This is a genomic window from Frigoribacterium sp. PhB118, from assembly GCF_003751725.1.
Taxonomy (GTDB): Bacteria; Actinomycetota; Actinomycetes; order Actinomycetales; family Microbacteriaceae; genus Frigoribacterium.
The window spans coordinates 155,279-182,036 of the sequence record NZ_RKID01000001.1 but is presented as its reverse complement, the minus strand read 5'-3'; the positions used below and the strand labels follow the sequence as shown (position 1 = coordinate 182,036).

Genomic DNA, 26,758 nt, shown 5'->3' with positions numbered 1-26,758 from the left:
GCGTTAGGGTGGTCGGACCATCGTTCGGTACCGAAGGAGCTGCCGTGAACGAACACATCGTCCCCCCCGCCGTCCCCGCCGACCCGTCCGCGAACGCCACCGACCTGTTGCTCGCGCGGGCGGCGGCCACGCCCGACGAACCACTCTTCTCCGTGCCGGACGGACGAGGTGGCTGGCGCGACATCACGGCAGCTCGGTTCCTCGAGCAGGTGCGCGCACTCGCGAAGGGCCTGATCGCCGCGGGCGTCGAACCGGGCGACAAGATCGGCCTGATGTGCCGCACGCGCTACGAGTGGACGCTCATCGACTTCGCGACCTGGTTCGCAGGCGCCCTGCTCGTCCCCGTCTACGAGACGTCGTCGCCGGCACAGGTCCACTGGAACCTCAGCGACTCCGAGGCCGTGGCCGTCATCGTCGAGACCGCGGACCACTTCTCGCGGTTCGACGAGGTGCACCCCGAGTTGCCTGCCGTGACACGGGTCTGGCAGGTCGACCTCGGAGACCTCGACAAGCTGGCCGCGTCCGGTGTCGACGTCTCCGACGACGAACTCGAACGCCGCCGGAGCGCGGCCGTCGCCGGGGACGTCGCGACGATCATCTACACGTCGGGCACCACCGGCCGCCCCAAAGGCTGCGTGCTCACCCACGCCAACTTCGTCGAGACGAGCCGGAACGCCGCCGTCGCCATGAGCGACGTCGTGGCACCCGGCTCCTCCACCCTCTTGTTCGTGACGACCGCGCACGTCTTCGCGCGCTTCATCGCCGTGATGTCGGTCCACGCCGGCGTGAAGGTGGGGCACCAGGCGGACACCAAGCAGTTGCTACCGTCGCTGGCCTCCTTCAAGCCGAGCTTCCTGCTCGCGGTCCCCCGCGTCTTCGAGAAGGTCTACAACTCGGCCGAGCAGAAAGCCGAGGCCGGGGGCAAGGGCGGCATCTTCCGGCAGGCCGTGGCCGTCGCGATCGCCCACAGTCGCGCGCTCGACGAGGGCACCGTGCCCCTGGGACTCAAGCTCCGCTTCGCACTGTTCGACCGCCTGGTCTACAGCAAGCTCAAGAAGGCCATGGGCGGCAACATCAGCTACGCCGTCTCGGGTTCGGCTCCGCTCGGCACGCGACTCGGTCACTTCTTCCGGAGTCTAGACATCCGCATCCTCGAGGGATACGGACTGACGGAGACCACGGCGCCTGCGGCCGTTAACCTCGTCTCCAAGTTCAAGATCGGAACGGTGGGCCCGGCACTCCCCGGCGTCGGCATCACGATCGCCGCCGACGGAGAAGTGCTCGTCAAGGGCGTCAACGTCTTCGCGGGGTACTGGAAGGCCGACGAGGCCACGGCCGAGGTCCTCGACGACGGCTGGTTCCGCACCGGCGATCTCGGCTCGCTCGACGCCGACGGTTACCTGACTATCACCGGTCGCAAGAAGGAGATCATCGTCACCGCCGGAGGCAAGAACGTCTCCCCTGCGGCCCTCGAGGACCCGATCAGGGCCAATCCGCTGGTCGGCCAGGTCGTCGTCGTGGGCGACCAGCGGCCGTTCGTCGCGGCCCTCGTCACCCTCGACACGGAGATGCTGCCGGTGTGGTTGAACAACGCCGGTGAGGCCGCCGACATGCCGTTGGCCGAGGCCGCCCGGCACCCCAAGGTCCGCGCCGAGGTCCAACGAGCCGTCGACGGTGCGAACGCCGCCGTGTCGCGCGCCGAGTCGATCCGCAAGTTCGAGATCCTGCCGGTCGAGTTCACCGAGGCCGGCGGGCATCTCACGCCCAAGATGAGCGTCAAGCGTGCCGTCGTGCTGAACGACTTCGCCCAGCAGATCGCCGACATCTACACCGCCCACCCCGACACCGAGTCGGTGCGCACGGTCACCGCCCGGGGACGGTGATCAGGCGCGCCACCAGTCGGCGGCGCGGATCTCTCGCATGGCCTCGCGCTTCGTCTCGGGTTCGAGGGTGAGCACGTAGAGCGTCCCGTCGAGGTGGTCCGTCTCGTGCTGGAGGGCCTGGGCCATGAGTCCGGTGCCCTCGAGCACGACCTCCTGGCCGTCGAGGTCGACCCCTACGACACGGGCGTACTCGTAGCGGGGGGTGGGGAACCAGAACCCCGGCACCGAGAGGCACCCCTCGTCGACGAGGGTCTTCTCTCCGGACACCTCGACGACGACGGGGTTGAGGACGTATCCGACCTCACCGTCGACGTTGTAGCTGAAGGCTCGGAGCGACACGCCGATCTGGGCGGCCGCGACCCCGGCTCGTCCCGGCTCGCGAACGGTGTCGAGGAGGTCCTCGACCAGGGACGCGAGCCGAGGATCGCCGACCGTCACGGGGTCGGACGCCGATCGAAGGACGGGATCGCCGAACAGGCGGATGGGTCTCACGCTCACGGCGCGCCTCCTGGGGTGGGTCGGGGTGTGGTGCGGACGACGGGTCGCGACACCGTAACGACGACGGGTGGGCTGGTGCTGTCGCTTCGCAGAAGCCGACGCACGCCGCATCGACGTGGCTGTTGGGTGATTCAACAGTAGTGAAGGTATCGTCTGTGTCGTGCATGTACTCAGCGTCAGCTCTCTCAAAGGGGGCGTCGGCAAGACGACGGTGACGCTCGGACTCACGTCGGCCGCCTTCGCCAAAGGTCTCAGGACCCTCGTCGTCGACCTCGATCCCCAGTCCGACGTCTCGACCGGCCTCGACATCACGGTCTCGGGCCACCTCAACGTCGCGGACGTCCTCGCGTCGCCCAAAGAGAAGACGGTCCGGGCGGCGATCGCCCCCAGCGGGTGGACCAAGGGCCGCCAGGGCAAGGTCGACGTCATGATCGGCAGCCCGTCGGCCATCAACTTCGACGGTCCGCACCCGTCGATCCGCGACATCTGGAAGCTCGAAGAGGCCCTCGCCAACGTCGAGGCCGACTACGACCTCGTCCTGATCGACTGCGCCCCGTCGCTCAACGCCCTCACGCGCACGGCCTGGGCCGCATCCGACCGCGTGACGGTCGTCACCGAACCGGGTCTGTTCAGCGTGGCCGCCGCCGACCGGGCGCTCCGGGCGATCGAGGAGATCCGTCGAGGCCTGTCACCGCGCCTCCAGCCCCTCGGCATCATCGTCAACCGGGCCCGGGTTCAGTCCCTCGAGCACCAGTTCCGCATCAAGGAGCTGCGCGACATGTTCGGCCCCCTCGTCCTGTCACCCCAGCTGCCCGAGCGTACGTCGCTGCAACAGGCACAGGGTGCCGCCAAGCCGCTGCACGCCTGGCCCGGTGAGAGCGCCCAGGAGATGGCCCGCAACTTCGACCAGCTCCTCGAACGCATCATGCGGACGGCCAAGATCGGCGACTACGCCGAGCCTGCCGCCCGCTGACCTCCGGTCCCAGCTGCACACGACGAAGGCCCCGCACGATCTCGTGCGGGGCCTTCGTCGTGCTCGACCGCCACTCGCGGTCGAGGTGTGGTCAGCTGGCTCGGGTGCCGCGTCGCGCCGCGAGCTCGTCGGAGGGATCGGCGGCGGGGGTGCTGTCGATCTCGACGAGACTCGACTCGACCTCGCGGAGGACCTTGCCCACGGCGATGCCGAACACGCCCTGACCGCGGCTGACGAGGTCGATGACCTCGTCGTCCGACGTGCACAGGTAGACGCTCGCACCGTCGCTCATCAGGGTCGTCTGGGCGAGGTCGTTCACCCCGGCCTCACGGAGCTGGTTGACGGCCGTGCGGATCTGCTGGAGCGAGATGCCCGTGTCGAGGAGGCGCTTGACGAGTTTGAGGACGAGGATGTCGCGGAACCCGTAGAGGCGTTGCGAACCGGAGCCGGCCGCGCCGCGGATGGTCGGCTCGACGAGTTCGGTGCGGGCCCAGTAGTCGAGCTGGCGGTAGCTGATGCCGGCGGCCTTGGCCGCGACCGTACCGCGGTAGCCGCTGTCGGCGTCGTGCTCGGGCAGGCCGTCGGTGAAGAGCAGACCCAGCTCGTAGCGGGATTCCTCGGAGGAACCTGACTCACTCATGCTGTTGCCTTCCACGTTCTACTTCCGGAGCTCAACGTTCAACATCGGGTTGATGGTTGTACAGGACTCACGGTACCCACAACGGGGAGCTGCCTGGGCGACATTCGCATCGACGGGTCGGCGTGTCGAGGATATTCGCCCGGAGGGCAGACGTCTAGGCGTCGAGTCGCCCGAGAGCCGAGCGGACGAGCCCCGACCGGACGACGTCGACCTGCGCCGCGAGCTCACGCGAGAGCTCGGCGACCCGCGCCCGGGAGGCCGCGTCGTGCTTCCGGGCGAGTGGCGCGAGGGCCGTCTCGATGAGGCCGAGCTCGCGGTCGACCGAGGCCCGGACCGTCCGGAGGTGACGAGGCTCGATGCCCGACCTGCCCAGCTCGACCAGGGCCGACAACACCGAGATCGACTCGTCGCCGTAGTGCCCCGCCGACGGGAGGAGAGACGCGGAGACGGCCTCGTCGAGCAGGGCAGGCGTGGCGCCGGTCTCGCGGAGCAACTCGTCGCGACCGAGTCGCCGACCGTGGGTCAGGATCGAGACGGGCGCCGCCCCGGACGGGAGGGACGCAGGCCGGCCCGCGTCGAGGTCGGCGAGGTGTTGTCTGATGACCTTGAGCGGCAGGTAGTGGTCGCGCTGCAGACCGAGGATGAAGCGGAGTCGCTCGACGTCCGCTGGGGAGAACTTGCGGTAGCCGGACGGGGTGCGCACCGGGGTGACCAACTCGCGCTCTTCGAGGAAGCGCAGCTTGCTGTTCGACAGGTCGGGGAACTCGGGCTTGAGCCGTGAGAGGACCTGCCCGATCGTCAGCAGGTCGGACGGCCCGGTCTGCGACGACCGGGCGGTGGCGGTGCGGGGCACGACTACTTGATCGCCAGGTTCGCGAGGTCGACCCGCGATGCGTAGAACGTGAGGCGGAACTTGCCGACCTGGACCTCGGCTCCGTCGGAGAGCCGGGCCTCGTCGATGCGGACGCCGTCGAAGTAGGTGCCGTTCAGCGACCCGAGATCGCGCACGCTGAAGGTGCTGCCCTCGCGACGGAACTCGGCGTGCTTGCGGCTGACCGTGACGTCGTCGAGGAAGATGCCGGCCTCGGGGTGACGTCCGGCGACCGTGACGTCCGAGTCGAGGAGGAACCGGGCGCCGATGTTGGGGCCACGACGGACCACGAGCAGCGCGGAGCCCGAAGGCAGTGCGGCGACGGCGTCACGCTCGTCGGTGGACACGCCGCTCTCGAGAGCGGCCAGTTGCGCCTGGAACTCTTCGTTGAAGCTGAGGGTCGTGTCGACCTCGCGAGGGGCGCCGGGAGCGCGGTCCTGCTCGCCGGGTGCCGGGTTGGCGGGCTCTGCCATCGTGGACCTCCTTTGGCGTCCCAGCGTATCGGAACTCCGACCCTCGTCGGGAACCGATTTCGGGGACCGACCCCGCGGACGGCGGTGCGCGCGATGGTGAGGCGATCTCGGCTCCCTTCACCGCGCCTCCTCATGGGACTCCCCACCGCCTCACGGTCCGGTCATAGGGATCTCTTGGGGTCACGCCGTTCCATGGACCCCACGTCACCACCACCGCCACAGGAGGCACACCATGAACGACCGAGACGGCGACAACACGACCGGCACCCCGAACGACGCCACGCCCGTGACGCCCTCCCCGTCGACCGCCCCGCCTGCCGGCGAGGGCGTCGAGCAGCCCGCCGAGGCCCACACGCTCCCCCACGTCACCGGCGCGTCGGACGCACGCTACGCGTCGGCGGCTCTCACCTGGATGGCCCGCGACGACGCCCACCAGGCCTACGACGCGGCGGCCGGCGCGTCGACGGTGCGGGGTGGCGACGGCGCTGACGGCACGGTGCCCCCGGCCTTCGGCGGCGCCCCGAAGCCGCGCCGCTCGAAGAAGTGGCTCGCCCTCACCGGCGCGGCCGCCGCCGTCGTCATCGTCGCGGGTGCGGCGGGCGGCGGCGCCTACGCCGCCGGTCGCTCCGCCGGCACCGCGGCGGCCCAGGCGGCGAGCGAACGCCAGGCGCTCGAGCTGCTCCCCCAGCTCACGCGGCCGGGAGGTGGATCGAGCGACCCGGCATCGCCCTTCGGGGGTTCGAGCCCCCAGGACGGGTCGTCGCAGGACGGTTCGTCGCAGGGCACCTCGACCCAGACCAGCGCCACCGCGGCCACCGCCGAGGAGACGGCCGGCGTCGTGACCATCGTGTCGACGCTGAACTACGACGCCTCGTACAAATCCGCCGGCACGGGCATGATCCTGACCTCCGGAGGGCTCATCCTGACGAACAACCACGTCGTGCAGGGCGCGACCAGCATCCAGGTGACCGTCGAGTCGACCGGTACGACCTACACGGCCGACGTCGTCGGCACGGATGCCACGAACGACGTGGCCGTGCTGAAGCTGCAGGACGCGACGGGCCTCACCCCGGTGAGCTTCGACGCGTCCGGCGACGTCGCAACAGGGGACGTCGTCCACTCGACGGGCAACGCCGAGGGCACGGGCGACCTCGTCACCGCCCAGGGCACCGTCCTCGCCACGGACCAGTCGATCACGGTGCAGAGCGAGTCCGGATCGGGGACCGAGTCGCTGTCCGGTCTCATCGAGGTCGATGCGGACGTGGTGTCGGGCGACTCCGGCGGTCCCCTCCGCGACGGTGACGGCGACGTCGTCGGCATCGTGACGGCCGCCTCGCAGGGATCGTCGACGGTGACCGGCTACGCCATCCCGATCGACCACGCCCTGGCCATCGCCAAGCAGATCCAGTCGGGCACGGGGAGCCCGACCGTGCAGATCGGCCTGCCCGCCTTCCTCGGCGCGCAGATCTCGAGCACGGCGACCGGCACCGCGGGCGGCGTCACGATCGCCGGCACGGTCGAGGGCAGCGCGGCGGCGTCGGCCGGCCTGGTCGCCGGGGACGTGATCACCGCGATCGACGGCACGGCCGTGGCGGACGCGTCCGCACTCACCGCCGCGATCCAGGCGCACGACTCGGGTGACCAGGTCTCGGTCACCTGGACCGACACGACGGGCGCGTCCCACACCGCGACCGTCACGCTGGGCGACGGCCCCGCCGCCTGACCCGGGACCGGACGCGAACGGCCCGCTCCACCGACCGGTGGAGCGGGCCGTTCGCCCGTGTCAGTCGAGGCCGACCGCGCGGCGGAGGGCGCCTGGACGCACGAGGGTGGCCCCGAGGGCTTGGACCCGGTCGGCGAGGCCCCGGTCGGCGGTGACGACGACGACGCGCGGCGGCACGCCGGACACGTCCCGCAGGTCGTGCACGCGGGCCACGATCGCCGAGTCGCCGTCGGCCTCGGCCCGGACGACGGTCAGGCCGGGGAACGATCCACCGACGGCACGGGCCTCGCCCTCGACCACGGCCGTCACGTCCGGCCACCGCCAGGTGGGCGCGCCGGGAGGCTCGCCGGTGGAGCCGTCCGCGAACGCCGCGGCGTCCGTCGGCGAGTCGTCGGCGTCCGGCCGACCCGTCGCCGCGGGGGTCCCGCCGCCACCGGGTGCGACGAGCGCCTCGGCCACTCCGTCCCGGGCACCCCGCGAGAGGGACTCCAGGAATCGGGTCGTGGCACCGACCCGATCGCGCCACCATCCGTCGGGACGTGAGCCGAGGACGTTCGCAACGTCGACGACGACGTGCACCCGGCCCCCGAGTTCGGATCGGAGCCTCGGCCACGACGCGGCAAATCCGGGATGGAGCGGGAGGTCGGCCACCTCGTCGACGGGCACCCAGCTCAGGGCGATGCTCTCGGCGTCCGAGACGACGGGCTCGAACGGGCGCACGGCCCGGGCCACGACGGTCGTGTACGACCAGAAGCCGAGGTCGAGCTCGGCGGCGAACAGCAGGCGCAGCGCGTCGGCCGGCACGGCCGCCTCTTCGCCGCTCTCGCGCAGAGCGCCCTGGACCGCGCTCTCGTCGTGGTGGCGGGCTCCGCCGGGGAGCCCCCAGGTGCCGCCGAAGTGGCTCCAGTCGGCCCGGTGCTGCAACAGCACCCGGTCGTCCTGGTCGAGGACGAGCAGGCCCGCGGCACCGGCACGGCCCCAGAACCGACGCCCGTCGGGGGCCTCGACCCAGCCGTCCGCGGGCTCGTGCGTGTTCACACGGTCGAGCTTGCCACAGGGACGAGGAGGCGGTGGCCGCGTCGTGCGCACGACGTCACGTCGACCGGTCGACGCGGTGGCGGGCGACCAAACCGATGGGTGCGGCAGTTCCGAAGGGACACCTGGGGCTGGCCCGGAACCCGATGTCGGGCCAGCCCTCCCCCGGGTCCGGCACCGCGCCTCCCCGGCTCGCGCGTCGGACCGGGCGATCAGGGCTGCTGGACGGAGAAGACGTTGCCCGCCGGGTCGGTGAACCAGGCGATGTCGGGGCCCAGGTCGACGCTGCGCCCCCGCATGACGCCCCGCTCGTCGGAGTACCCGCCGAGGTGGAGCGGTTCGAGGCCCCGCTCGGCCAGCGCGTCGAGGGCGGCGTCGAGGTCGTCGACGACGAGGTTGAGGACGGTGTACGAGGCGGGGGCGTGGTCGGGCTTGCCGTAGACGAACACCCACGCCGCGCCTCCCGGGAGGCGGAGCCGGAACATCTGACCGTCGACGAGGACCTCGATCTCGAGGCCGAGGACGTCGCGGTAGAAGGACGTGGCGGCCGCCACGTCGTCGACGCTGAACCCGGAGTAGCCGGACCGAGGACGGAACACGGGTGGCCCCTCTCTGACGCGGGACGGCCGACGGACGCCGACGTCTCGCCCCTAGCGTGGACCCTGCCGGGCCCGGGCGCCAGCCCCGGTCAGACGAACCGGATGGCCTGCTGCAGCCGGGCCCGGACCTCGAAGACGTCCGAGATGCTCGTGCGGTCGCCGAGCTCGGGACCGTGACGCAGGACCTGCGGCAGCAGCGAGCGACGCACGACCCAGGTGCCCCCGGCACGACGCCCGACCTTCTCGAGGGCGGGCCCGAAGTCGTCGTCGGGCACCACGATCAACTGGGCCGTGAACGACACGCGGGTCTCCCGTCGCACGGCGCGGGCCTGACGCGTGAGGTCGCGGACGGGCTCCTCGTCGGCGGGGATGCCCCTGCCGACGAGCTCGCCCCGCGACACCTGCACCTCGCTGCCCCAGTCGGAGGACTGGATGGCGAAGAGGCCCGACGGCCCCAGCACGACGTGGTCGAGCTTGCCCTCGACCCCCGCGTCGACGTCGCTCCAGATGGTGAAACCGATGCCGAGGTCGGTGACGGCCGCGACGGTGGCCTCTTCGGCCATCGCGTCGGCGAGCACGTGACGGATCTCGGGAGGCGCGCTCCGGACGAGGCGCTCGTCGTACGGATCGTCGAGCGGGACTCCCCGACCGACCCACTCGCGCATCAGGCCGAGGTACCGCTCGCGGTTCGCACCACCGGGGTGGCCGTGCACCCGGGCCTTGGGCTTCGAATCGGTGCGAGCCGGCTCCCGGGGCGGGGGTGACCAGCCGGGGGCACTCGAGCCCGCGGACCGCGCGCTGCCCGAGGGGGCGGTGCTCCGGGACGCCGACCCCTGGTCGTAGGAGGCGCGGGCCTCGGGCGTGCCCACCTGCTGCCACGCGTGCTGCACGTCGCGGAACGCCTGGGCGGTGCCGCCGAGGTCGGGGTGGGTCTGGCGGGCCAGCCGTCGATAGGCGCGACGGAGGTCGTCGGTCGACGCCGTCGACGGCACGCCGAGCACCTCGTAGGGCGTGGCGGAGGCGGGGCTGGGCGTCACGACGGCGATTTTACCGAACGTGCGCTGGACGTCCGGTCGACGGCCGCCGGGACCGTGTGGGCCCTGTGCTTCACCGCGACGGGGCGGCCGAGGGCTTCACGGTCGACGCCCGCCGCGCCGACCGGGCGACCCGCCACGCCCGCCACCGGAGACGGGCGCGGCCGACGAGTCGACGCACCCACAGGGTGATGCGGTGGGCGGCCGGGAACTCCGTACCCAGCACGGCGACCCCGAGGAAGACGACGAGCCAACCGGGTCCGGGCAGCGGGACCAGGATGAGGCCGACGACGACGATCAGGGCTCCGAGCACCCCGACGCCGATCTTGTAGAGCAACCGGAGCCGAGGGTGCGCGTCGAGCCTCAGGCGCATCCTCGCGTGACCGTCGCGCAGGGCACGGCGCCGAGCACCGCGGTGCGGACCGGCCCCGCGACGCTCGTCGAGGGGCACGCCGTCCGGGCTCTCGGGCTGCTCGTCCATGACGGCGACGTTAGGGGGCGTTCCTGTGAGCAGCACGGCCCGGGAGGGGGTAGCCAGGGAACATGGATTACACACACCTCGGACGCACAGGGTTGTCCGTCTCACGGGCCGTCCTCGGCACGATGAACTTCGGGCCCCAGACCACGGAAGACGACTCCCACGCGATCATGGACCGGGCCCACGAGCTCGGCGTCAACTTCTTCGACACGGCCAACGTCTACGGCTGGGAGAAGGGCGAAGGCATCACCGAGCAGATCATCGGTCGGTGGTTCGCCCGTGGGGGCGGGCGACGGGAGAAGACCGTCCTCGCCACGAAGCTGTACGGCGACATGGGCGACTGGCCCAACGACGGCAAGCTCAGCGCCCTGAACATCCGTCGAGCGCTCGACGCGAGCCTGACGCGTCTGCAGACCGACCACATCGACCTCTACCAGTTCCACCACGTCGATCGCGAGACGCCGTGGGACGAGATCTGGCAGGCGATGGAGGTCGCGGTCCAGCAGGGCAAGGTCCTCTACGTCGGCAGCAGCAACTTCGCCGGCTGGCACATCGCGCAGGCCGAGGAAGCCGCCAAGGCACGTCACTTCAGCGGCCTCGTGAGCGAACAGTCGATCTACAACCTGATCGTGCGGGACGTCGAGCGCGAGACCCTGCCCGCCGCCCGTCACTACGGTCTCGGGATGATCCCGTGGTCGCCGCTCAACGGCGGTCTGCTCGGCGGCGTCATCGAGAAGACCGAAGAGGGCTCACGACGACTCGAGGGGCGGAGCGCGGAGTACGTCGCCGAACACCGCGACCAGCTCGAGGCCTACGAGGCGTTCGCCCGCGAGTTGGGCCACGCGCCCGGCGAGGTCGCCCTCGCCTGGCTGCTGCACCAGCCGGGCGTCACCGGGCCGATCACGGGCCCACGGACCATGGCGCAACTGGAGTCGGCGGTCGCCGCCGTCGACGTCGAGCTGGACGAGGCCGCGCTGGCGCGGCTGGACGAGATCTTCCCCGGGCACGAGACGTCGCCCGAGGACTACGCGTGGTGAACCGGAGGACGACATGAAGACCAGGACAATCGGAGACGTGACGGTCAGTGCGATCGGCCTGGGCGGCATGCCCCTGTCGATCGAGGGCCGACCCGACGAGAAGCAGGGCATCGCGACCATCCACGCCGCACTCGAGCAGGGCATCACCCTGATCGACACGGCCGACGCCTACCACCAGGCGGGCAAGGACGAGGTCGGGCACAACGAGTTGCTCATCGCCAAGGCGCTGAAGAGCTACCACGCCGACACCGACCAGGTGCTCGTCGCCACGAAGGGTGGACACCTCCGCCCCGAGGCGGGGGCGTGGGCGCAGAACGGCGACCCGGCCTACCTCAAGGAGGCCGCCAAGGCCTCGGCGAAGCGGCTGGGCGTCGAGACGATCGGGCTGTACCAGTTCCACCGGCCGGACCCGGCGGTGCCCTACGCCGACTCGATCGGCGCCCTGGTGGAGCTGCTCGACGAGGGCGTCATCCGCATGGCGGGCATCTCGAACGCCACGCCCGACCAGATCCGCGAAGCGAACGAGGTGCTGGACGACCGACTCGTGTCGGTGCAGAACCAGTACTCGCCCGCGTTCCGGTCGAGTGAGGTGGAACTCGCGCTGTGCGACGAGATGGGCATCGCGTTCCTGCCGTGGAGCCCCCTCGGCGGCATCACGAACGCCGGTGAGCTCGGAACGAAGCACGCCGTGTTCGCCGAGATCGCCAACGCCCGGCGGGTCACGCCGCAGGTGCTGACGCTCGCCTGGGAGCTCGCCAAGTCCGAACTCGTCATCCCGATCCCGGGGTCGACCCGACCGCAGACGATCATGAACTCGGCGACGGCGACGTCGATCAAGCTCTCGACCGACGAGATCCAGCGGCTCGACGCCGCCTGATCGCACACCCGGTGCGCCCGCCCCTCGGGGCGGGCGCACCGTCACGACCATCCCCGACGAACAGGAGACAGCCATGGCCGACGCCAACCTGACCCACCCCTACGACATCATCGGCATCGTGCCCGGGTTCGAGCTCTCGAGCACGGACCTCACCGACGGGGGTGAGCTGCAGCGCGCGCAGGTGAGCGGCATCATGGGCCCGGGCGGAGACGACGCCAGCCCCCAGCTGAGCTGGTCCGGCGCCCCCGAGGGCACCAAGAGCTACGCCGTGACGGTCTACGACCCCTACGCCCCGACGGGCTCGGGCTTCTGGCACTGGGCCGTGGCCGACCTCCCCGCCGACACGACGTCGTTGCCCTCCGGTGCGGGTGACGACCAGGGCTCGGGCCTGCCCGAGGGGGCCCTCCAGCTGAAGAACGACGGCGGGCTCGCCCGCTACGTCGGTGCGGCACCGCCCGAGGGCCACGGACCGCACACGTACTTCGTCGCGGTGCACGCCCTCGACGTCGAGAAGATCGGGGTGGACGAGACCGCCAGCCCGGCCTACCTCGGCTTCAACCTGCACTTCCACACGCTGGCCCGCGCGGTGATCTCCGCGACGTTCGAGGTCCCCGGGGCCTGAGCCCGGGGCCTGAGCGGTCGCACGCCGAGCCGACGCACGACGACGCCCCGCCACGATCTCGTGGCGGGGCGTCGTCGCGTCGGGCGACGGCCGATCAGGCTTCGCGGCCGGCCGGCATCTGCGTCTTGCGCGGGTCCGTCTCGGCGAGGCCATCGAAGATCGACTCGATGCGCGACAGGACGTCGGCCTCGAGGGTGACGCCCGACGCCTTCGCGTTCGACTCGACCTGTTCGGGACGCGACGCCCCGATGATCGCCGACGCGACGTTCTCGTTCGACAGCACCCACGCCAGCGACAGCTGCGCCTGGGTCAGCCCCAGGTCGGACGCGATCGGCTCGAGCTGGGCCACGGCGTCGAGGACGTCGTCGCGCATCCAGCGTTCGATCATGCCCGCTCCGCCCTTCTGGTCGGTGGCCCGGCTGCCCGCTGGCAGCTCGGCACCGACGGTGTACTTGCCGGTCAGGACGCCCTGGGCGACGGGAGACCAGACGATCTGCGAGATGCCGAGTTCGGCCGAGGCCGGGACGACCTCGTCCTCGATGACGCGCCAGAGCAGGGAGTACTCGGGCTGGTTCGAGACGAGCTGGATCTTCAGCTCGCGAGCCAGGGCGTGCGCCTCGCGCAGCTGCTCGGCGTTCCACTCCGAGACCCCGATGTAGAGCACCTTGCCCTGGCGGACCAGGTCGGCGAAGGTCTCCATCGTCTCCTCGAGGGGCGTCTCGACGTCGTACCGGTGGGCCTGGTAGAGGTCGACGTAGTCGGTCTGCAAGCGCTTCAGCGACCCGTTGATCGACTCGGTGACGTGCTTGCGGCTGAGGCCCGTGTCGTTGTGGCCCTTGGGCCCGGTGGGACCGTAGACCTTGGTGAAGATCTCGAGCGACTCGCGCCGCTCGCCCTTCAGCGCCTCACCGAGCACCGTCTCGGCCTGCGTGTTCGCGTAGACGTCGGCCGTGTCGAACGAGCTGATGCCGACGTCGAGAGCCGCTCGGACACAGCGCGTCGCCGTGTCGTTCTCCACCTGGGACCCGTGGGTGAGCCAGTTGCCGTAGGTGAGCTCGCTGACCTTGAGCCCGCTGTTGCCGAGGTACCTGAACTTCATGGACGACCTTTCTCGGTGGTGCCGCCTCGATGCGGCACGCCGTCGACGCTACGCGCCGCCCCCGCGCCGTGACGCGTCGTCCGACCGCACCCGCGCCTCCGGCACTCGGTACGCTCGCCCCGTGTCGGTGATCGGGGAGTTCTTCGGCGGGGTGGGCCTGCTCGGCCGGGGCCTGCGCCTCTGGGCGACGTCCCCGCGGCTCATGCTGCTGGGCGCGGTGCCCGCCCTCGTCGTGGGTGCGGTCTTCGCCGCGGCCCTCGTGGGCGTGGGGCTCGCCGCCGACGACCTGGCCCGCACCCTGACGCCGTTCGCCGACGGGTGGCCCGAGTGGTCCCGCACCCTCGTGCGTCTCGGCGGAGCTCTGGCCGTCGCGGCCCTGGCCGTGCTGCTCGCGGTCGTCGCGTTCACCGCCGTCACGCTCCTCGTCGGCGATCCCTTCTACGAGCGCATCTGGCGTCGCGTCGAGGAGCGAGAGGGCGACCCGCCGGCCGACGTCGACCGGGGCTTCTGGCGCGGGCTCGCCCGGAGTGCCGGCGACTCGCTCCGACTGCTGCTGGCCACGGCCGGCGTGGGCGTCCTCCTGTTCGTCGGCGGGTTCGTCCCGGTGCTCGGCCAGACGGTCGTCCCCGTGCTCGGCGCCCTGACCGGCGGATGGTTCCTGGCGGTCGAGCTCACCGGGTACGCCTTCGACGCCCGGGGCCGCTCGCTCGCCGAGCGCCGCCGTGGACTCGCCGTCAACCGGGCGCGCACCCTGGGGCTGGGCACCGCCACCTACCTCCTGTTCTTCGTCCCCCTCGGGGCCGTGCTCGTGATGCCGGCCGCCGTCGCCGCGGCCACCCTGCTGGCCCGCGAGGTCACGACGGGGCCGAGCACGGTGGGCCCGACCACGACGGGCCCGACCACGGCAGGCCCGACCACGACGGGACCGAGCACGGCGGGCCCGGTCACACCCTCCCCGCGCGACGACTAGCATCCCCGGGCATGACCACCCCCGCGACACCGACCAATCCCGCCGTCGCCCTGCCCGACGGGCGCGTCGTCCCGGCCCTCGGCCAGGGCACCTGGAACATCGGCGACGACCCGCGGCGCCGCGCCGACGAGGTCGCCGCCCTGCGGGCCGGCCTCGACGCCGGCCTGACCATGATCGACACCGCCGAGATGTACGGCGGCGGGCGGTCCGAACAGCTGGTCGGCGAGGCGATCGCGGGCCGGCGCGACGAGGTGTTCCTGGTGAGCAAGGTGCTGCCGGGCAACGCCTCGCGCCGGGGCACGGTCGAGGCCTGCCACGCCAGCCTCGGGCGCCTGGGCACCGACCGCCTCGACCTCTACCTGCTTCACTGGCGGGGGCGCCACCCGCTCGCCGAGACCGTCGAGGCCCTGGAGGCGCTGGTCGCCGAGGGCGCGATCGGAGGCTGGGGCGTCAGCAACTTCGACGTCGAGGACCTGCACGAGCTGCTCTCGGTGCCCGGTGGCGAGAACGTCCAGACGAACCAGGTCCTGTACAACCTGGCCCGTCGCGGACCCGAGTTCGACCTGCTGCCCTGGGCGCGGGAGCACGGCGTGCCGCTCACCTCGTACTCCCCCGTCGACGGCGGCGAACTGCTCGGTCACCCCGTGCTCGAGCAGGTCGCGACCGATCTCGGCGTCTCGTCGGCGCAGCTCGCCCTCGCCTGGGTGCTGCGCCTCGTGCCCGACCTCATGGTCGCCGTCAAGGCGGGCACGGCCGGGCACACCCTCGAGAACGCGGCCGCACTGGCCGTCGACCTCGACGACCAGGCGTTCGTGCAGCTCGAGCGCGCGTTCCCCGCGCCGACGACCAGGGTGCCGCTCGAGATGCGCTGACCCGCGCCTCCCGGGCTCGCCTCGCGCCCGCGCGTGCCCCCGACGGGCTCGCCTCGCGCTCGCGCATGCGCCAGAGTGGAGGGACCAGCCCGGGTGACATCGACGTCACCCGGACGCGAGCTCCAGAGGACACCGCATGATCATCGACAGAGCCGACGTGATCGTCACCAGCCCCGACCGCAACTTCGTGACGCTGAAGATCACGACCTCCGACGGCGTCACCGGCCTCGGCGACGCCACCCTGAACGGGCGCGAACTCGCCGTCGTCGCCTACCTGACCGAACACGTCGTGCCCCTGCTGATCGGGCGCGACCCGGCCCGCATCGAGGACACCTGGCAGTTCCTCTACCGCAGCGCGTACTGGCGGCGCGGGCCGGTCACGATGGCCGCCATCGCCGCGGTCGACGTCGCCCTCTGGGACATCAAGGCCAAGGTCGCCGGCCTGCCCCTCTACCAGCTGCTCGGCGGGGCCTCGCGCACGGGGTTGCTGACCTACGGCCACGCCTCGGGGAAGGACCTCGAGGAGCTCTTCGACAGCGTCCGAGACCACCAGGAACAGGGCTACAAAGCCATCCGCGTGCAGACCGGGGTGCCCGGCCTGAAGTCGATCTACGGCATCGCCTCGAACGCCACCTTCGACGCCAACAGCGGCGTGCGCTACGACCACGAGCCCGCCCAACGCGGGGCCTTGCCGAACGAGGAGGACTGGGACACCCGCTCGTACCTGCGGCACGTGCCCACCGTGTTCGAGGCGGTGCGGAACGAGTTCGGCCCCGAGATCCCCCTGCTGCACGACGGTCACCACCGCATGACGCCGATCCAGGCGGCGAGACTCGGCAAGAGCCTGGAGCCCTTCGACCTCTTCTGGCTCGAGGACGTCACCCCGGCCGAGAACCCCGAGGCCCTGCGACTCGTCCGGCAGCACACGACGACCCCGCTGGCCATCGGCGAGATCTTCAACACCGTGTGGGACTACCAGCAGATCATCCGCGAGCAGCTGATCGACTACGTCCGCAGCGCCGTCACGCACACGGGCGGCATCACCCACCTCAAGAAGGTGCTCGAGTACGCCTCGCAGTACCAGATCAAGTCGGGCATGCACGGTCCGACCGACATCTCACCGGTCGGCATGGCGGCCGCGATGCACCTCGGACTCGCGATCCACAACTTCGGCATCCAGGAGTACATGAAGCACGGCGCGAGGACGGACGAGGTCTTCGAGCAGAGCTTCACGTTCGAGGACGGCATGCTGCACCCGGGTGAGCAGCCCGGCATCGGGGTCGAGCTGGACGAGCGGGCCGCCGCGGCGTTCCCGTACGCGCAGGCCTACCTGCCCTACAACCGTCTGGCGGACGGGACCGTCCACGACTGGTGACGAGGAGGCGCGGCGCGGGCGAGCGCGCCGATTACCCCTCGTAGGCCGCCGCCAGCTCGGCGATGACCAACCGCGTCATGCCCATCATCGCGGTCATGGCCCGGGCGGCGCCCTCGGGGTCGGGCCCGCCGAGGTAGCGGTCCATCACCGACGGGACGACCTGCCAGGAGAAGCCCCAGCGGTCCGTCACCCAGCCGCACCGCCCCTCCTGTCCGCCGTCGGCCGCGAAGGCGTCCCAGTAGTGGTCGAGCTCGTCCTGGGACTCGACCGAGATCGAGAACGACGTGGCCTCGGTCGGCCTCGGCCCTCCGTCGCCGCCGTTCAGCAGGCGGTAGGGCTGGCCGTCGAGTTCGAGGTCGACGACGAGGGCCTGACCGGCCGTGGCTGCGTCGGGGAAGTCGTCGGGATAGCGCGACACGTCGGTGACGCGCGACGACGGGAACAGGGTGACGTAGAAGTCCGCTGCGGTCTCGACGTCACGACCGAACCAGAGCGTGGGGGTGATGCGGGGCATGACGCGCCTCCTCGGGGTGGGCAGGCGGCGCCGTCGCCGCCTGCTGCCGGTCAGCGTACTGCGGAGCGGATCGCCGCACGAGGCCTCACGACGTGCCGCGCGCCCGGAACGCCGAGCGGCACGTCGTGACGTCCCGGTGGACGCCTAGCCGATCAGCGCCTCGATCGGGCCGCGCACGAAGTAGACGAGGAACCCCGCCGCGACGATCCAGAGCAGCGGGCTGATCGTGCGCGCCCTGCCCGCGAACGCCCGCACGACAACCCAGCTGACGAAGCCGACGCCGATGCCGTTCGCGATCGAGTAGGTCAGCGGCATGGTGATGATCGTCAGGAACACCGGCAGGGCGACCGAGAAGTCGGTCCAGTCGATCTGGCTGATCTGAGACACCATGAGCGCGCCGACGATCACGAGCGCCGAGGCGGCGACCTCGAGCGGGACGACCTGGGTCAGCGGCGTGAAGAACATGGCGAGCAGGAACAGCGCACCGGTGACGACCGAGGCGAAGCCCGTCCGGGCGCCCTCACCGATGCCCGAGGCCGACTCGACGAACACGGTGTTGGACGACGAACTCGTCGCACCGCCCGCGACCGCGCCGACGCCCTCGACGATCAGGGCCGAGCGGAGGCGGGGGAAGGTGCCGTCGGCGTCCGCGACGTCGCCGGCCTTGGCCAGGCCGGTCATCGTGCCCATGGCGTCGAAGAAGTTGGTGAAGACGAGCGTGAAGACCAGCATGACCGCCGACAGCACGCCGATGCGGGCGAAGGCCCCGAAGCTGAACTGGCCGACCAGCGAGAGGTCGGGCAGGGCCACGATCTGGGTGGGCAGCACGGGGGCGTTGAGGTTCCAGTCGTCGAGGTTCTGGCCGTTCGACGGCGGCACCTGGAAGATCGCCTGCAGGGCGATGGCGATGACGGTGGACGCGACGATGCCGATGAAGATCGCCCCCCGCACCTTGCGGGCCATCAGCACGCCGATGACGAGCAGGCCGATGACGAAGGTGATGGTCGGGAGGGTCGCCACCGAGCCGGAGTCACCGAGCTGCAGCGGCGGCGACGACGTCCCGCTGGTGCGCACGAAGCCCGAGTCGACCAGGCCGATGAACGCGATGAACAGGCCGATGCCGACCGTGATCGCGGTCTTGAGCGCTGCGGGCACCGCGGTGAAGATCATGCTGCGCAGACCGGTCACGGCGAGGATCGTGATGACGAGCCCGTTGATCACCACGAGACCCATGGCCTCGGGCCAGGTGACGTCCTGCACGACGTTGACGGCCAGGAACGAGTTGATGCCGAGTCCGGCGGCGAACGCGAACGGGAGGCGCGCGACGGTTCCGAAGAGGATCGTCATGACGCCCGCGGTGAGGGCCGTGACCGCGCCCACCTGACCGTTCTGCAGCCAGTTGCCGGCGACGTCCTTGGCGGCCTGGTCGGCGCTGAAGCCGCCGAGGATCAACGGGTTCAGGATGACGATGTACGCCATCGTGACGAAGGTGACGACGCCGCCCCGGATCTCGCGGGCCCAGCTCGAGCCGCGATGGGTGATCTCGAAGAACCGGTCGAGGGTGCCCCCGACTCCGGGTCTCGGCGGGGTGGTGACGGGGGCGTTCGTGGCCATGGCGATGCGTCTCCGGTGAGATCGGATGTCGAGGGGGAAGAGAACAGGATAGGGCGTGCCCCGGGTTCACCCAGCAACGACCCCGCTCCGCGACCGCCGACGCGCCCGGACGCCTAGGAGGCGCGGTGCACGCCGAGCGCGCGCGTCACCAGCGGCACCTGCAACGGCAGCCGCACGAGGGTGACGACCCGGCGAGCCGTCGTGGCCCGCTCGCTCGTCAGGGCGCGGAGGGCCATCGAGACGTTGGCCGGGAAGACGGCGACGAAGAGCGCGGCGGCGGCGAGCCCGCCGACCGGACGCGTGCGCGGGGCGAGGAGGGCGGCGGCGATGCCGACCTCGGCGAGACCCGAGCCGATCGTCCAGAACCGCGCGGGGCCCGGGACGCTCCTCGGGACGACCGCGTCGTAGACCGCGGGTTTGGCGAGGTGCAGGAGGCCGGAACCGCCCAGGATCGCGGCGAGGACGCGGGCGTCCCGACGGGCGGCGGACTTCTGACGGCGTGTGGGGCGGTGACTCATGCGACCATCTTGCGCGCGCCTCCCGGGGTCGGGCGGGGGCGGCGCGCCGGAGTGGCTGACCGGTGCGTCCCGTCGGACCGGGTCAGACGGCGCGGCTGACGCCCCGGCTGGTGATGGCCGACATGAGGGCGTCGACGGGCTCACGGGCGGCACCCGGGTTGGCGACGAGCACGTAGTCGACGTCGCCGAGGGTGGGCAGCGAGAACCGGTCGCTGACCTTGACGAGGTCGGTCGGGATCAGCGAGAACGGGAACACGGCGACCCCCATGCCGGCCCGCACGGCGGCGAGGACGCCGTTGACGTCACGGGTGTTGCAGGTGATCCGCCAGGTGCGGCCGGCGCGCTCGAGGGCGTCGATGGCCATCTGCCGGCTGAGGCTGGGCGCCTGGTAGGCGATGAGCGGCACGGGCTGGCCGGGTTCGACGACGAGCTTCTCCTGGCCGATCCAGACCATGGCGTCGCCCGCGACGCGCGTGCCCTCGTCGGACTCGCCCGCGGTCTGCTTCACGAAGATCAGGTCGAGGTGGCCCGCGGCCAGACGACGGCGCAGCGGCGCGGACTGGTTGACGGTGAGCTCGAGGTTGATCTGCGGGTAGAGCTGGCGGAAGTGGCGCAGGATGCGCGGCAGCTGGGTGATGGCGAGGTCGTCGGCGGCCCCGAAGCGAAGGCGGCCCCGCATGGCCGAGCCGCTGAAGTAGCTCTCGGCGGCGGCGTGCGCGGCGAGGATCGTGCGCGCGAAGCCGGCCATGGCGTCGCCGTTGTCGGTCAGTCGGACGTCCCGGGTGTCGCGGGCGACGAGCGTGCGGCCCGCGGCCTTCTCGAGCCGGCCGACCTGCTGGCTGACCGTCGGCTGGCTGATGCCGAGGCGCTGCGCGGCCCGGGTGAAGCTGCGCGTCTCGGCCACGACGAGGAACGTCGCGAGCAGCGTCGGGTCGTACACCGCGCCTCCTCCGTCGAAGGGTCTCGGGCCTCGTCATTCACGAAGCCAATGTTATTGATCATCCCCCACCGGGGTCCGAATGACCAGGCCGGCCCTACCGTTGGTGCAGACCGTGAACCGAACCACCAGCGCAGGAACGTGATGTCCGCCCCGCCCCGCACCGACTTCCCCCCGACCGCCCCGCTCCCGATCAGCACGACCCGCCCGCCGTGGCGGCACACCTTCATCGCCCTCAGCGTGCCGAACTTCCGTCTCTGGACGGCCGGCAACGTCGTGGCGATGACCGCCGGGTGGATGCAGCGCATCGCCCAGGACTGGCTCGTGCTCGAACTGACCGGCAGCGCGACCGCCGTGGGCATCACCGTGGCGATGCAGTTCGCCCCGATGCTGTTCTTCGGCCTGCTCGGCGGGGTCATCGTCGACCGCTTCTCGAAGCGCGCCCTCATGCTCGTCACGCAGAGCGTGTTCGCCGTGCTCAGCCTGGGGCTCGCCGCCCTGACCCTGGCGGGCGTCGTCGAGGCCTGGCACGTCTTCGCCATCGCCTTCGCCACGGGCCTCGTCACCGTCGTCGACAACCCGGCCCGACAGGTGATCGTCACCGAGCTCGTCGGCCACACCCACCTCCGCAACGCGATCAGCGTCAACTCGAGCGTGTTCCAGCTGGGCGGCATGGTGGGCCCCGCGATCGCCGGCGTGCTGCTGCTGGCGGTCGGCGCGGGGTGGGCGTTCGTCGTCAACGGCGTCGCCTGCCTCGTGGTCGTCGTGATGCTGACGATGCTGCGGACCGCGCAGATGACCCGGGTCGCCTCGTCGGCACGAGGCCGCGGCCAGCTGCGGCAGGGCCTCGCCTACGCCCGCTCGAAGCCGACGATCGTCGTGCCCGTGCTGCTCGTCGGCGTCTACGCCGTGTTCGGCCTCACGATGCCCGTGCTGCTCGCGTCGTTCGCGGCGGACGTCTACGACGTGGGCCCCGGCGGGTACGGCCTGTTCAACTCGATGATCGCCGTCGGGGCCCTCACCGGCGCCCTGCTGTCGACGCGGCGCGCGACTATCCGGCTGCGCACCATCGTGCTGGGCGTGCTCGTCACCGGCGTGCTGCAGGCCGTCGCCGGCTCCATGCCCTCGCTCGTGCCGTTCGCCGTCGTCCTCGTCGGCGTCGGGCTCGCGTCGTTGCTGTTCTTGACGGCCGCGAACCAGCTGGTGCAGATGTCGAGCAACATCGCGATCCGGGGGCGCGTGATGTCGCTGTACATCCTCGTGCTGCTCGGCGGCCAGGCGATCGGCGGACCGCTGATGGGCGTGATCGTCGAGACCTTCGGCACGCACGTCGGCATGATCGTCTCGGGCGGCGTGCCGGCCGTCGCCGCCGCCGTGACGGCCTTGGTGCTCGCCCGGCGGGGTCAGCTGACCCTCCAGGTGCGGACCCGCTGGCACGTGCCCGTCGTCACGATCGAGCAGCGCTAGGCCGGGCGGGCGTCAGGGGGTCACGCCGCGGGTGAGGGCGGCGACGACGTCGCCCATGACGTCGCCGGCCGCCTGCTCACCCGTGGCGGGCCAGTCGAAGGCGACGCCCAGCGTGATGCAGATGAGGACGCGGGCGAGCGTCCGCGACTCGAGACCGGTCACGGGGACGGTCTGCCCCTGGAAGACCTCCTCGACGAGGCCGTGCAGGGCGTCGAGCACCTCGCGGCGCTGACGGACGAAGTCCGCCATCACCTCGGGATGCGAGAGGGCGTGCGCGCGGAACTCGCTCATCAACGCGAAGTCCTCGACCTGCCCGGGGCCGTAGGGCGCGAACGCCGTGCCGATCTTCTCGGGCAGCTGGTCGAGCGAGGTGCCCGGGAAGAACATGCCCTCGAGGGCGCCGAGCGCGCCGTCGGTCTCGCGACGCATCAGGCTGCGGACCAGGTCGTCCTTCGACGAGAAGTTCGAGTAGACCGCACCCTTGCTGAACCCGGCGGCCCGCGCGACGTCGTCCAGGGTGGTCGCGTGCACCCCGCGTCGGGAGAACAGCTCGGCCGCCGCGTCGAGCAGCCGCTGCTTGACCTCGGCTCGTGGGATGCGGGGAATCGGAGCCCCGGAGGTGGTGGCCATGCTGCGACCCTAACGGGTGCGGGTGATCCTCAGAAGTCACCCGCGCCGCCCCCGGAGAAGGCGCATACCGACGGGTATCCAGGCGCTACCATCGTGATCGCCTGGTGAACCCGAAGCATCAGGAGACCGCGCGGTGCGCGACCGTCCGACCCTCACCACGTCCCCAGGCCGGTCGCGCACCCCGCACCCCACCCGTCGTCGGGGGCCGTCGAAGGGGCACGACCCGCGCCTCCCGGCGTCGACCGCGAGCCGCGTCAGATCGCGGTGCGCCGCGCCGATCCGCCGAAGCCGATCGAGACGTCGAGGCGCCAGGCCTTGGGCTCGCCCGAGACGTGCGTGGTGCCCACGAAGCGCAGCCGGTCGCCGGCACCGAGGCTGAGCACCCCGTGCACGTCGAGGTTCTCGCCGAGCCGGAAGACGATCTCGTGCTCGTCGAGCAGGTCGTCGTCGACCGTGGCGCCGAAGGTGGCACCGTCGAACTTCACGGGCACGTCACAGAACACCAGCGACGGCGGCTCGTCGGACCAGTCCGCGACCTCGGGCACCCGACCCGCGACGATGCGGGCGTCCACGACGCCGTCGTCTCCGAGCGTGACCGAGGAGGCGCGCAGGTCGATGCCGAGGTCGTCACCTTCGATGCGAAAGCGGTTCTCCACGGCACCACGCTACCCAGCACGGCCGCCCGACGGAATGGCCGGGCGACGTCGGGGGTTCGCCCGGTCATGAAGAAGCGCATCGGGTTCCTGTCGTTCGGCCATTACCAGGACGTGCGGGGCTCGGCGACGCCGACCGCCCGGGAGGCGCTGGTCCAGTCGATCGAGCTGGCCGAGGCCGCGGAGGAGATCGGCGTCGACGTGGCCGCCGTGCGCGTGCACCACTACGTGCGCCAGGCCGCCAACCCGTTCCCGCTGCTCGCGGCGATGGCCGCGCGGACGACCCGCATCGAACTCGGCACCGGCGTGATCGACATGCGCTACGAGAACCCGCTCTCGATGGCCGAGCAGGCGGCGGCCGCCGACCTGATCAGCGCGGGGCGTCTGCAGCTCGGCGTCAGCCGCGGATCACCCGAGCCCGCCCTGCGGGGCTGGGAGGCCTTCGGCCACGTCCCCCTCGACGGCGAGAGCGACGCCGACCTCGCCCGCCGGCACACCGAGGCGTTCCGGGCGGCGATCGACGGCGCAGACGTCGCCGAGTCGGACCCCAAGATGACCGGCTGGTCGCACGGGCTCTCGGTCGAGCCGCACTCCCCCGGCCTCGGCGAGCGCATCTGGTGGGGTTCCGGCAGCCGGTCGACGGCCGTCTGGACCGGCGAGCAGGGCATGAACCTGATGAGCAGCACCCTCCTGACCGAGGACACGGGGGTGCCCTTCGACGAGCTGCAGGCCGAGCAGATCGCGCTGTACCGGGAGGCCTACCGCGCCGCCGGGCACGCCCGTGAGCCGAGGGTGTCCGTCAGCCGCAGCGTGATCCCGATCACCACCGACGAGGACCGTCGCTACTTCGGCGTCCGCGCCCAGGCCGACTCGCAGGACCAGGTCGGCCTGCTCGACGGCGTGCAGTCACGCTTCGGCAAGAGCTACGTGGGCGAACCCGACGTCATCGCCGAGCTGTTGGCCGCCGACGCCGCAGTCCGGGACGCCGACACGATCCTGCTGACGGTGCCCAACCAGTTGGGGGTCGCCTACAACGCCCGTCTGCTGCAGACGGTCGCCGACCACGTCGCGCCCGCGTTCGGCTGGGTGCCGAACCTGGCCCGCGCGAGCTGAGCCGTGCCTCCTGCACCGCGCCTCCTCGGCTGTCGTCGCGGGCTGCGGTAGACAAGGGGGCATGTTCACCGACCTGCCCGAACCCGCCCTGCGGGAGTACCGCAGCACCCAGACCGACCCCGACGACTTCGACGAGTTCTGGGCGACGACGCTCGCCGAGACGCGGGCGCACCCACTCGACCTGCGGGTCGACCGGGTCGACACGGGGCTGACGACGGTTGACGTGTACGACGTGACGTTCGCCGGATGGGCGGGTCAGCCCGTGCGGGCCTGGTTGCGCGTGCCCGCCGGGGCGGAGGGACCGTTGCCGGCGGTCGTGCAGTTCGTCGGCTACGGCGGCGGTCGCGGCGCCGCCGTCGAGAACCTCTTCTGGTCGTCGGCCGGCTTCGCTCACCTGCAGATGGACACCCGCGGCCAGGGCTCGGGGTGGAGCCTCGGCGCCACCCCCGACCCGGACGGCTCGGGCCCGGCCCACCCCGGCGTCATGACGCGGGGCATCGACTCGCGCGAGACGTACTACTACCGCCGGGTGTTCGCCGACGCCGTCCGCGCCGTCGAGGCCGCGCGCGGGCTCGACGTCGTCGACGCCTCCCGGGTGTCCGTCGTCGGCGGCAGCCAGGGCGGCGGCATCGCCCTCGCCGTGGCGGGGCTCGTCCCCGACCTCGCCGCCGTCGCGGCGTACGTGCCGTTCCTCTGCGACTTCCGGCGCGCGACCGTCATCACCGACGCCGACCCGTACAAGGAGATCGGACGCTACCTGGCGGTCCACCGGCACCGCGCCTCCTCGGTGCACGACGTCCTCGCGTACTTCGACGGCGTCAACTTCGCGAGGCGAGCCACGGCCCCGGCCCTGTTCACGACGGCGCTGATGGACCCGACCTGCCCGCCGTCGACGGTGTTCGGCGCGTTCCACGCGTACGCCGGGGCGGCCGACGTCACGGTCTGGCCGTACAACGGACACGAGGGCGGCGGGTTCGAAGACGACCTGCTGGCGCTCGCCCTGTTCCGCGGCGCCGGGGCCTGAGCCGGCCCGCGCACCACACGACGCCGTCGAGTGGGCACGACACCGTGACGTGCAGCGGTGCCGTGTCCACTCGGTGGCGTCCCGGGAGGGAACACGGCGGGGCCGGGTCTGGTTGGCTCCGGGCATGAAGTCGATCGTGTACTCCGAGACCGGACCCGCCCCCACCGTGCTGCAGCTCGTCGACCGCGACCTGCCCGAACCCGCCGCCGGCGAGGTGCGGGTGCGCGTCGTGTTCTCGGGCGTCAACCCCACCGACTGGAAGTCCCGCGCAGGCGGTGGGCCCGGCGAGTCGCTGCCGTTCCCCGAGGTCACGCCCAACCAGGACGGCTCGGGCGTCGTCGACGCCGTCGGCGAGGGCGTCACCGGCCTGACGGTCGGCGACCGGGTCTGGACCTACCTCTCGGCCCACCAGCGCCCCACCGGCACCGCGCAGGAGTTCACCGTCCTGCCCGCGTCCCGCGTCGTCCCGCTGCCCGAGGGCGTCGGCCTGGACGTCGGTGCGAGCCTCGGCGTCCCCGCCATGACCGCCCACCGCGCGCTCACCGTGTGGGAGGACGGCCCGAGCCGCCTGACCCCCGGCAGCCTCGACGGCGCCGTCGTCCTCGTCGCCGGAGGCGCGGGTGCGGTCGGTCATGCCGCCATCCAGCTCGCCCGCTGGGCCGGGGCCACCGTCGTCACGACCATCAGCAGCGGCGAGAAGGCCGCCCTGGCAACGGCCGCCGGTGCCCACCACGTCGTCAACTACCGCACGGACGACGCGGCCGCCCGCATCCGCGAGATCGCCCCCGCCGGCGTCGACGTCGTCGTCGAGGTCGCCATCTCGCAGAACGCCGACCTGCTGGCCGACGTCGTCGCCCACCGCGCCTCCGTCGCGATCTACGCCGACAACGGCGGCGACACGACGACCATCCCGATCCGGGCGAACATGATCACGAACACCCGGTTCCAGTTCGTCCTGCTCTACACCGTGGGCGAGGAGGCGCTGCAGGCCGCCGTCGAGGACGTCACCGCGGCCCTGCGCGACGGCGTGCTGCCGATCGGCGAGGCCGCCGGCCTGCCGCTGCACACCTTCCCGCTCGCCGACACGGCCGCCGCCCACGAGGCCGTCGAGGGCGACGTGGTCGGCAAGGTGCTGATCGAGGTCTCCGCCGAGTAGACGACGGGCGCCGCGTAGTCCGGCGCCGCGTCGACGACGGGCTGCGCATGGCCCGGCGCCGCCTCGCCGGACG

28 protein-coding genes are annotated in these 26,758 nt (G+C 71.7%); 13 read left to right on the top strand and 15 right to left on the bottom strand.

The window, feature by feature from the left end:
- The first annotated feature begins 44 nt into the window (after positions 1-44).
- Positions 45-1,883: a long-chain fatty acid--CoA ligase gene (locus EDF21_RS00775; protein ID WP_123570009.1), complete on the top strand. Its 1,839-nt coding sequence runs from the start codon at positions 45-47 to the stop codon at positions 1,881-1,883.
- Here EDF21_RS00775 and def read toward each other — a convergent pair whose 3' ends face one another.
- Positions 1,884-2,381 (bottom strand): peptide deformylase, encoded by a 498-nt coding sequence (def, locus tag EDF21_RS00770; protein ID WP_123570008.1) that lies wholly within the window; start codon positions 2,379-2,381, stop codon positions 1,884-1,886.
- 160 nt (positions 2,382-2,541) lie between these two features.
- Between def and EDF21_RS00765 the strand changes: the two genes are divergently transcribed.
- On the top strand, positions 2,542-3,354 hold the full coding sequence (locus tag EDF21_RS00765) for a ParA family protein (RefSeq protein ID WP_054146774.1): 813 nt from the start codon (positions 2,542-2,544) through the stop codon (positions 3,352-3,354).
- Positions 3,355-3,445: 91 nt separating this feature from the next.
- Here the strand turns inward: EDF21_RS00765 and EDF21_RS00760 are convergent, their stop codons facing one another.
- The 3 genes from EDF21_RS00760 to EDF21_RS00750 all read right to left on the bottom strand — a co-directional run bounded on the left by EDF21_RS00760 (position 3,446) and on the right by EDF21_RS00750 (position 5,338).
- Positions 3,446-3,994, bottom strand: coding sequence for a MerR family transcriptional regulator (locus EDF21_RS00760; RefSeq protein ID WP_056047373.1), 549 nt, complete (start codon positions 3,992-3,994; stop codon positions 3,446-3,448).
- Positions 3,995-4,148: 154 nt separating this feature from the next.
- Entirely contained in the window at positions 4,149-4,847 is a 699-nt protein-coding gene (locus EDF21_RS00755; protein WP_056045008.1) for a MerR family transcriptional regulator, read from the bottom strand.
- 2 nt (positions 4,848-4,849) lie between these two features.
- Positions 4,850-5,338 (bottom strand): FHA domain-containing protein, encoded by a 489-nt coding sequence (locus tag EDF21_RS00750; protein ID WP_056045006.1) that lies wholly within the window; start codon positions 5,336-5,338, stop codon positions 4,850-4,852.
- A 232-nt stretch (positions 5,339-5,570) separates the two neighbouring features.
- On the opposite strand from EDF21_RS00750, the gene EDF21_RS00745 reads away from it, so the two are divergent.
- On the top strand, positions 5,571-7,061 hold the full coding sequence (locus EDF21_RS00745; protein ID WP_123570007.1) for a S1C family serine protease: 1,491 nt from the start codon (positions 5,571-5,573) through the stop codon (positions 7,059-7,061).
- 60 nt (positions 7,062-7,121) lie between these two features.
- Here the strand turns inward: EDF21_RS00745 and EDF21_RS00740 are convergent, their stop codons facing one another.
- From EDF21_RS00740 to EDF21_RS00725, 4 genes are all read right to left on the bottom strand, one after another.
- Complete coding sequence (locus EDF21_RS00740) at positions 7,122-8,099, bottom strand: NUDIX domain-containing protein (RefSeq protein WP_123570006.1); 978 nt, start codon at positions 8,097-8,099, stop codon at positions 7,122-7,124.
- A gap of 209 nt (positions 8,100-8,308) precedes the next feature.
- Positions 8,309-8,695, bottom strand: a complete 387-nt coding sequence (locus tag EDF21_RS00735; protein WP_123570005.1) for a VOC family protein — start codon at positions 8,693-8,695, stop codon at positions 8,309-8,311.
- Positions 8,696-8,784: 89 nt separating this feature from the next.
- A complete protein-coding gene (locus tag EDF21_RS00730; RefSeq protein WP_123570004.1) occupies positions 8,785-9,732 on the bottom strand; it encodes a J domain-containing protein in 948 nt (315 codons plus the stop codon).
- Between the two features lie 70 nt (positions 9,733-9,802).
- Complete coding sequence (locus EDF21_RS00725; RefSeq protein WP_123570003.1) at positions 9,803-10,210, bottom strand: TIGR02611 family protein; 408 nt, start codon at positions 10,208-10,210, stop codon at positions 9,803-9,805.
- Between the two features lie 62 nt (positions 10,211-10,272).
- Here EDF21_RS00725 and EDF21_RS00720 point away from each other — a divergent pair, with 62 nt between their 5' ends.
- The 3 genes from EDF21_RS00720 to EDF21_RS00710 all read left to right on the top strand — a co-directional run bounded on the left by EDF21_RS00720 (position 10,273) and on the right by EDF21_RS00710 (position 12,743).
- On the top strand, positions 10,273-11,244 hold the full coding sequence (locus EDF21_RS00720; protein ID WP_123570002.1) for an aldo/keto reductase: 972 nt from the start codon (positions 10,273-10,275) through the stop codon (positions 11,242-11,244).
- A 13-nt stretch (positions 11,245-11,257) separates the two neighbouring features.
- Positions 11,258-12,121, top strand: coding sequence for an aldo/keto reductase (locus tag EDF21_RS00715; protein ID WP_123570001.1), 864 nt, complete (start codon positions 11,258-11,260; stop codon positions 12,119-12,121).
- Between the two features lie 73 nt (positions 12,122-12,194).
- Positions 12,195-12,743: a YbhB/YbcL family Raf kinase inhibitor-like protein gene (locus EDF21_RS00710; RefSeq protein WP_123570000.1), complete on the top strand. Its 549-nt coding sequence runs from the start codon at positions 12,195-12,197 to the stop codon at positions 12,741-12,743.
- A gap of 94 nt (positions 12,744-12,837) precedes the next feature.
- Here EDF21_RS00710 and EDF21_RS00705 read toward each other — a convergent pair whose 3' ends face one another.
- Entirely contained in the window at positions 12,838-13,842 is a 1,005-nt protein-coding gene (locus tag EDF21_RS00705; RefSeq protein WP_056044991.1) for an aldo/keto reductase family protein, read from the bottom strand.
- A gap of 121 nt (positions 13,843-13,963) precedes the next feature.
- On the opposite strand from EDF21_RS00705, the gene EDF21_RS00700 reads away from it, so the two are divergent.
- The 3 genes from EDF21_RS00700 (at position 13,964) to manD (ending at position 17,059) form a co-directional block, all read left to right on the top strand.
- Entirely contained in the window at positions 13,964-14,812 is an 849-nt protein-coding gene (locus EDF21_RS00700) for an EI24 domain-containing protein (RefSeq protein ID WP_199736180.1), read from the top strand.
- A gap of 11 nt (positions 14,813-14,823) precedes the next feature.
- Entirely contained in the window at positions 14,824-15,684 is an 861-nt protein-coding gene (locus EDF21_RS00695; RefSeq protein WP_123569998.1) for an aldo/keto reductase, read from the top strand.
- Positions 15,685-15,820: 136 nt separating this feature from the next.
- Positions 15,821-17,059 (top strand): D-mannonate dehydratase ManD, encoded by a 1,239-nt coding sequence (gene manD / locus EDF21_RS00690; protein ID WP_123569997.1) that lies wholly within the window; start codon positions 15,821-15,823, stop codon positions 17,057-17,059.
- Between the two features lie 31 nt (positions 17,060-17,090).
- On the opposite strand, the gene EDF21_RS00685 is transcribed toward manD, so the two are convergent.
- The 4 genes from EDF21_RS00685 to EDF21_RS00670 form a co-directional block, all read right to left on the bottom strand.
- Positions 17,091-17,573, bottom strand: a complete 483-nt coding sequence (locus EDF21_RS00685) for a VOC family protein (RefSeq protein ID WP_123569996.1) — start codon at positions 17,571-17,573, stop codon at positions 17,091-17,093.
- A 144-nt stretch (positions 17,574-17,717) separates the two neighbouring features.
- Positions 17,718-19,187, bottom strand: a complete 1,470-nt coding sequence (locus EDF21_RS00680; RefSeq protein ID WP_199736178.1) for an NCS2 family permease — start codon at positions 19,185-19,187, stop codon at positions 17,718-17,720.
- Positions 19,188-19,300: 113 nt separating this feature from the next.
- Positions 19,301-19,705: a hypothetical protein gene (locus EDF21_RS00675; RefSeq protein WP_123569995.1), complete on the bottom strand. Its 405-nt coding sequence runs from the start codon at positions 19,703-19,705 to the stop codon at positions 19,301-19,303.
- A gap of 82 nt (positions 19,706-19,787) precedes the next feature.
- The gene (locus EDF21_RS00670) at positions 19,788-20,645 is read right to left on the bottom strand and encodes a LysR substrate-binding domain-containing protein (RefSeq protein WP_043594893.1); all 858 of its coding nucleotides are present in this window, start codon (positions 20,643-20,645) and stop codon (positions 19,788-19,790) included.
- A gap of 141 nt (positions 20,646-20,786) precedes the next feature.
- Here EDF21_RS00670 and EDF21_RS00665 point away from each other — a divergent pair, with 141 nt between their 5' ends.
- A complete protein-coding gene (locus EDF21_RS00665) occupies positions 20,787-22,109 on the top strand; it encodes an MFS transporter (protein WP_123569994.1) in 1,323 nt (440 codons plus the stop codon).
- 12 nt (positions 22,110-22,121) lie between these two features.
- Here the strand turns inward: EDF21_RS00665 and EDF21_RS00660 are convergent, their stop codons facing one another.
- Positions 22,122-22,739: a TetR/AcrR family transcriptional regulator gene (locus tag EDF21_RS00660; protein ID WP_123569993.1), complete on the bottom strand. Its 618-nt coding sequence runs from the start codon at positions 22,737-22,739 to the stop codon at positions 22,122-22,124.
- A gap of 254 nt (positions 22,740-22,993) precedes the next feature.
- On the bottom strand, positions 22,994-23,395 hold the full coding sequence (locus EDF21_RS00655; RefSeq protein ID WP_123569992.1) for a hypothetical protein: 402 nt from the start codon (positions 23,393-23,395) through the stop codon (positions 22,994-22,996).
- A gap of 66 nt (positions 23,396-23,461) precedes the next feature.
- Between EDF21_RS00655 and EDF21_RS00650 the strand changes: the two genes are divergently transcribed.
- From EDF21_RS00650 to EDF21_RS00640, 3 genes are all read left to right on the top strand, one after another.
- Positions 23,462-24,505, top strand: coding sequence for an LLM class flavin-dependent oxidoreductase (locus EDF21_RS00650; RefSeq protein WP_123569991.1), 1,044 nt, complete (start codon positions 23,462-23,464; stop codon positions 24,503-24,505).
- Between the two features lie 61 nt (positions 24,506-24,566).
- Positions 24,567-25,529, top strand: coding sequence for an acetylxylan esterase (locus EDF21_RS00645; RefSeq protein ID WP_123569990.1), 963 nt, complete (start codon positions 24,567-24,569; stop codon positions 25,527-25,529).
- Between the two features lie 124 nt (positions 25,530-25,653).
- Entirely contained in the window at positions 25,654-26,685 is a 1,032-nt protein-coding gene (locus EDF21_RS00640) for an NADPH:quinone reductase (protein WP_123569989.1), read from the top strand.
- Positions 26,686-26,758 lie beyond the last annotated feature (73 nt).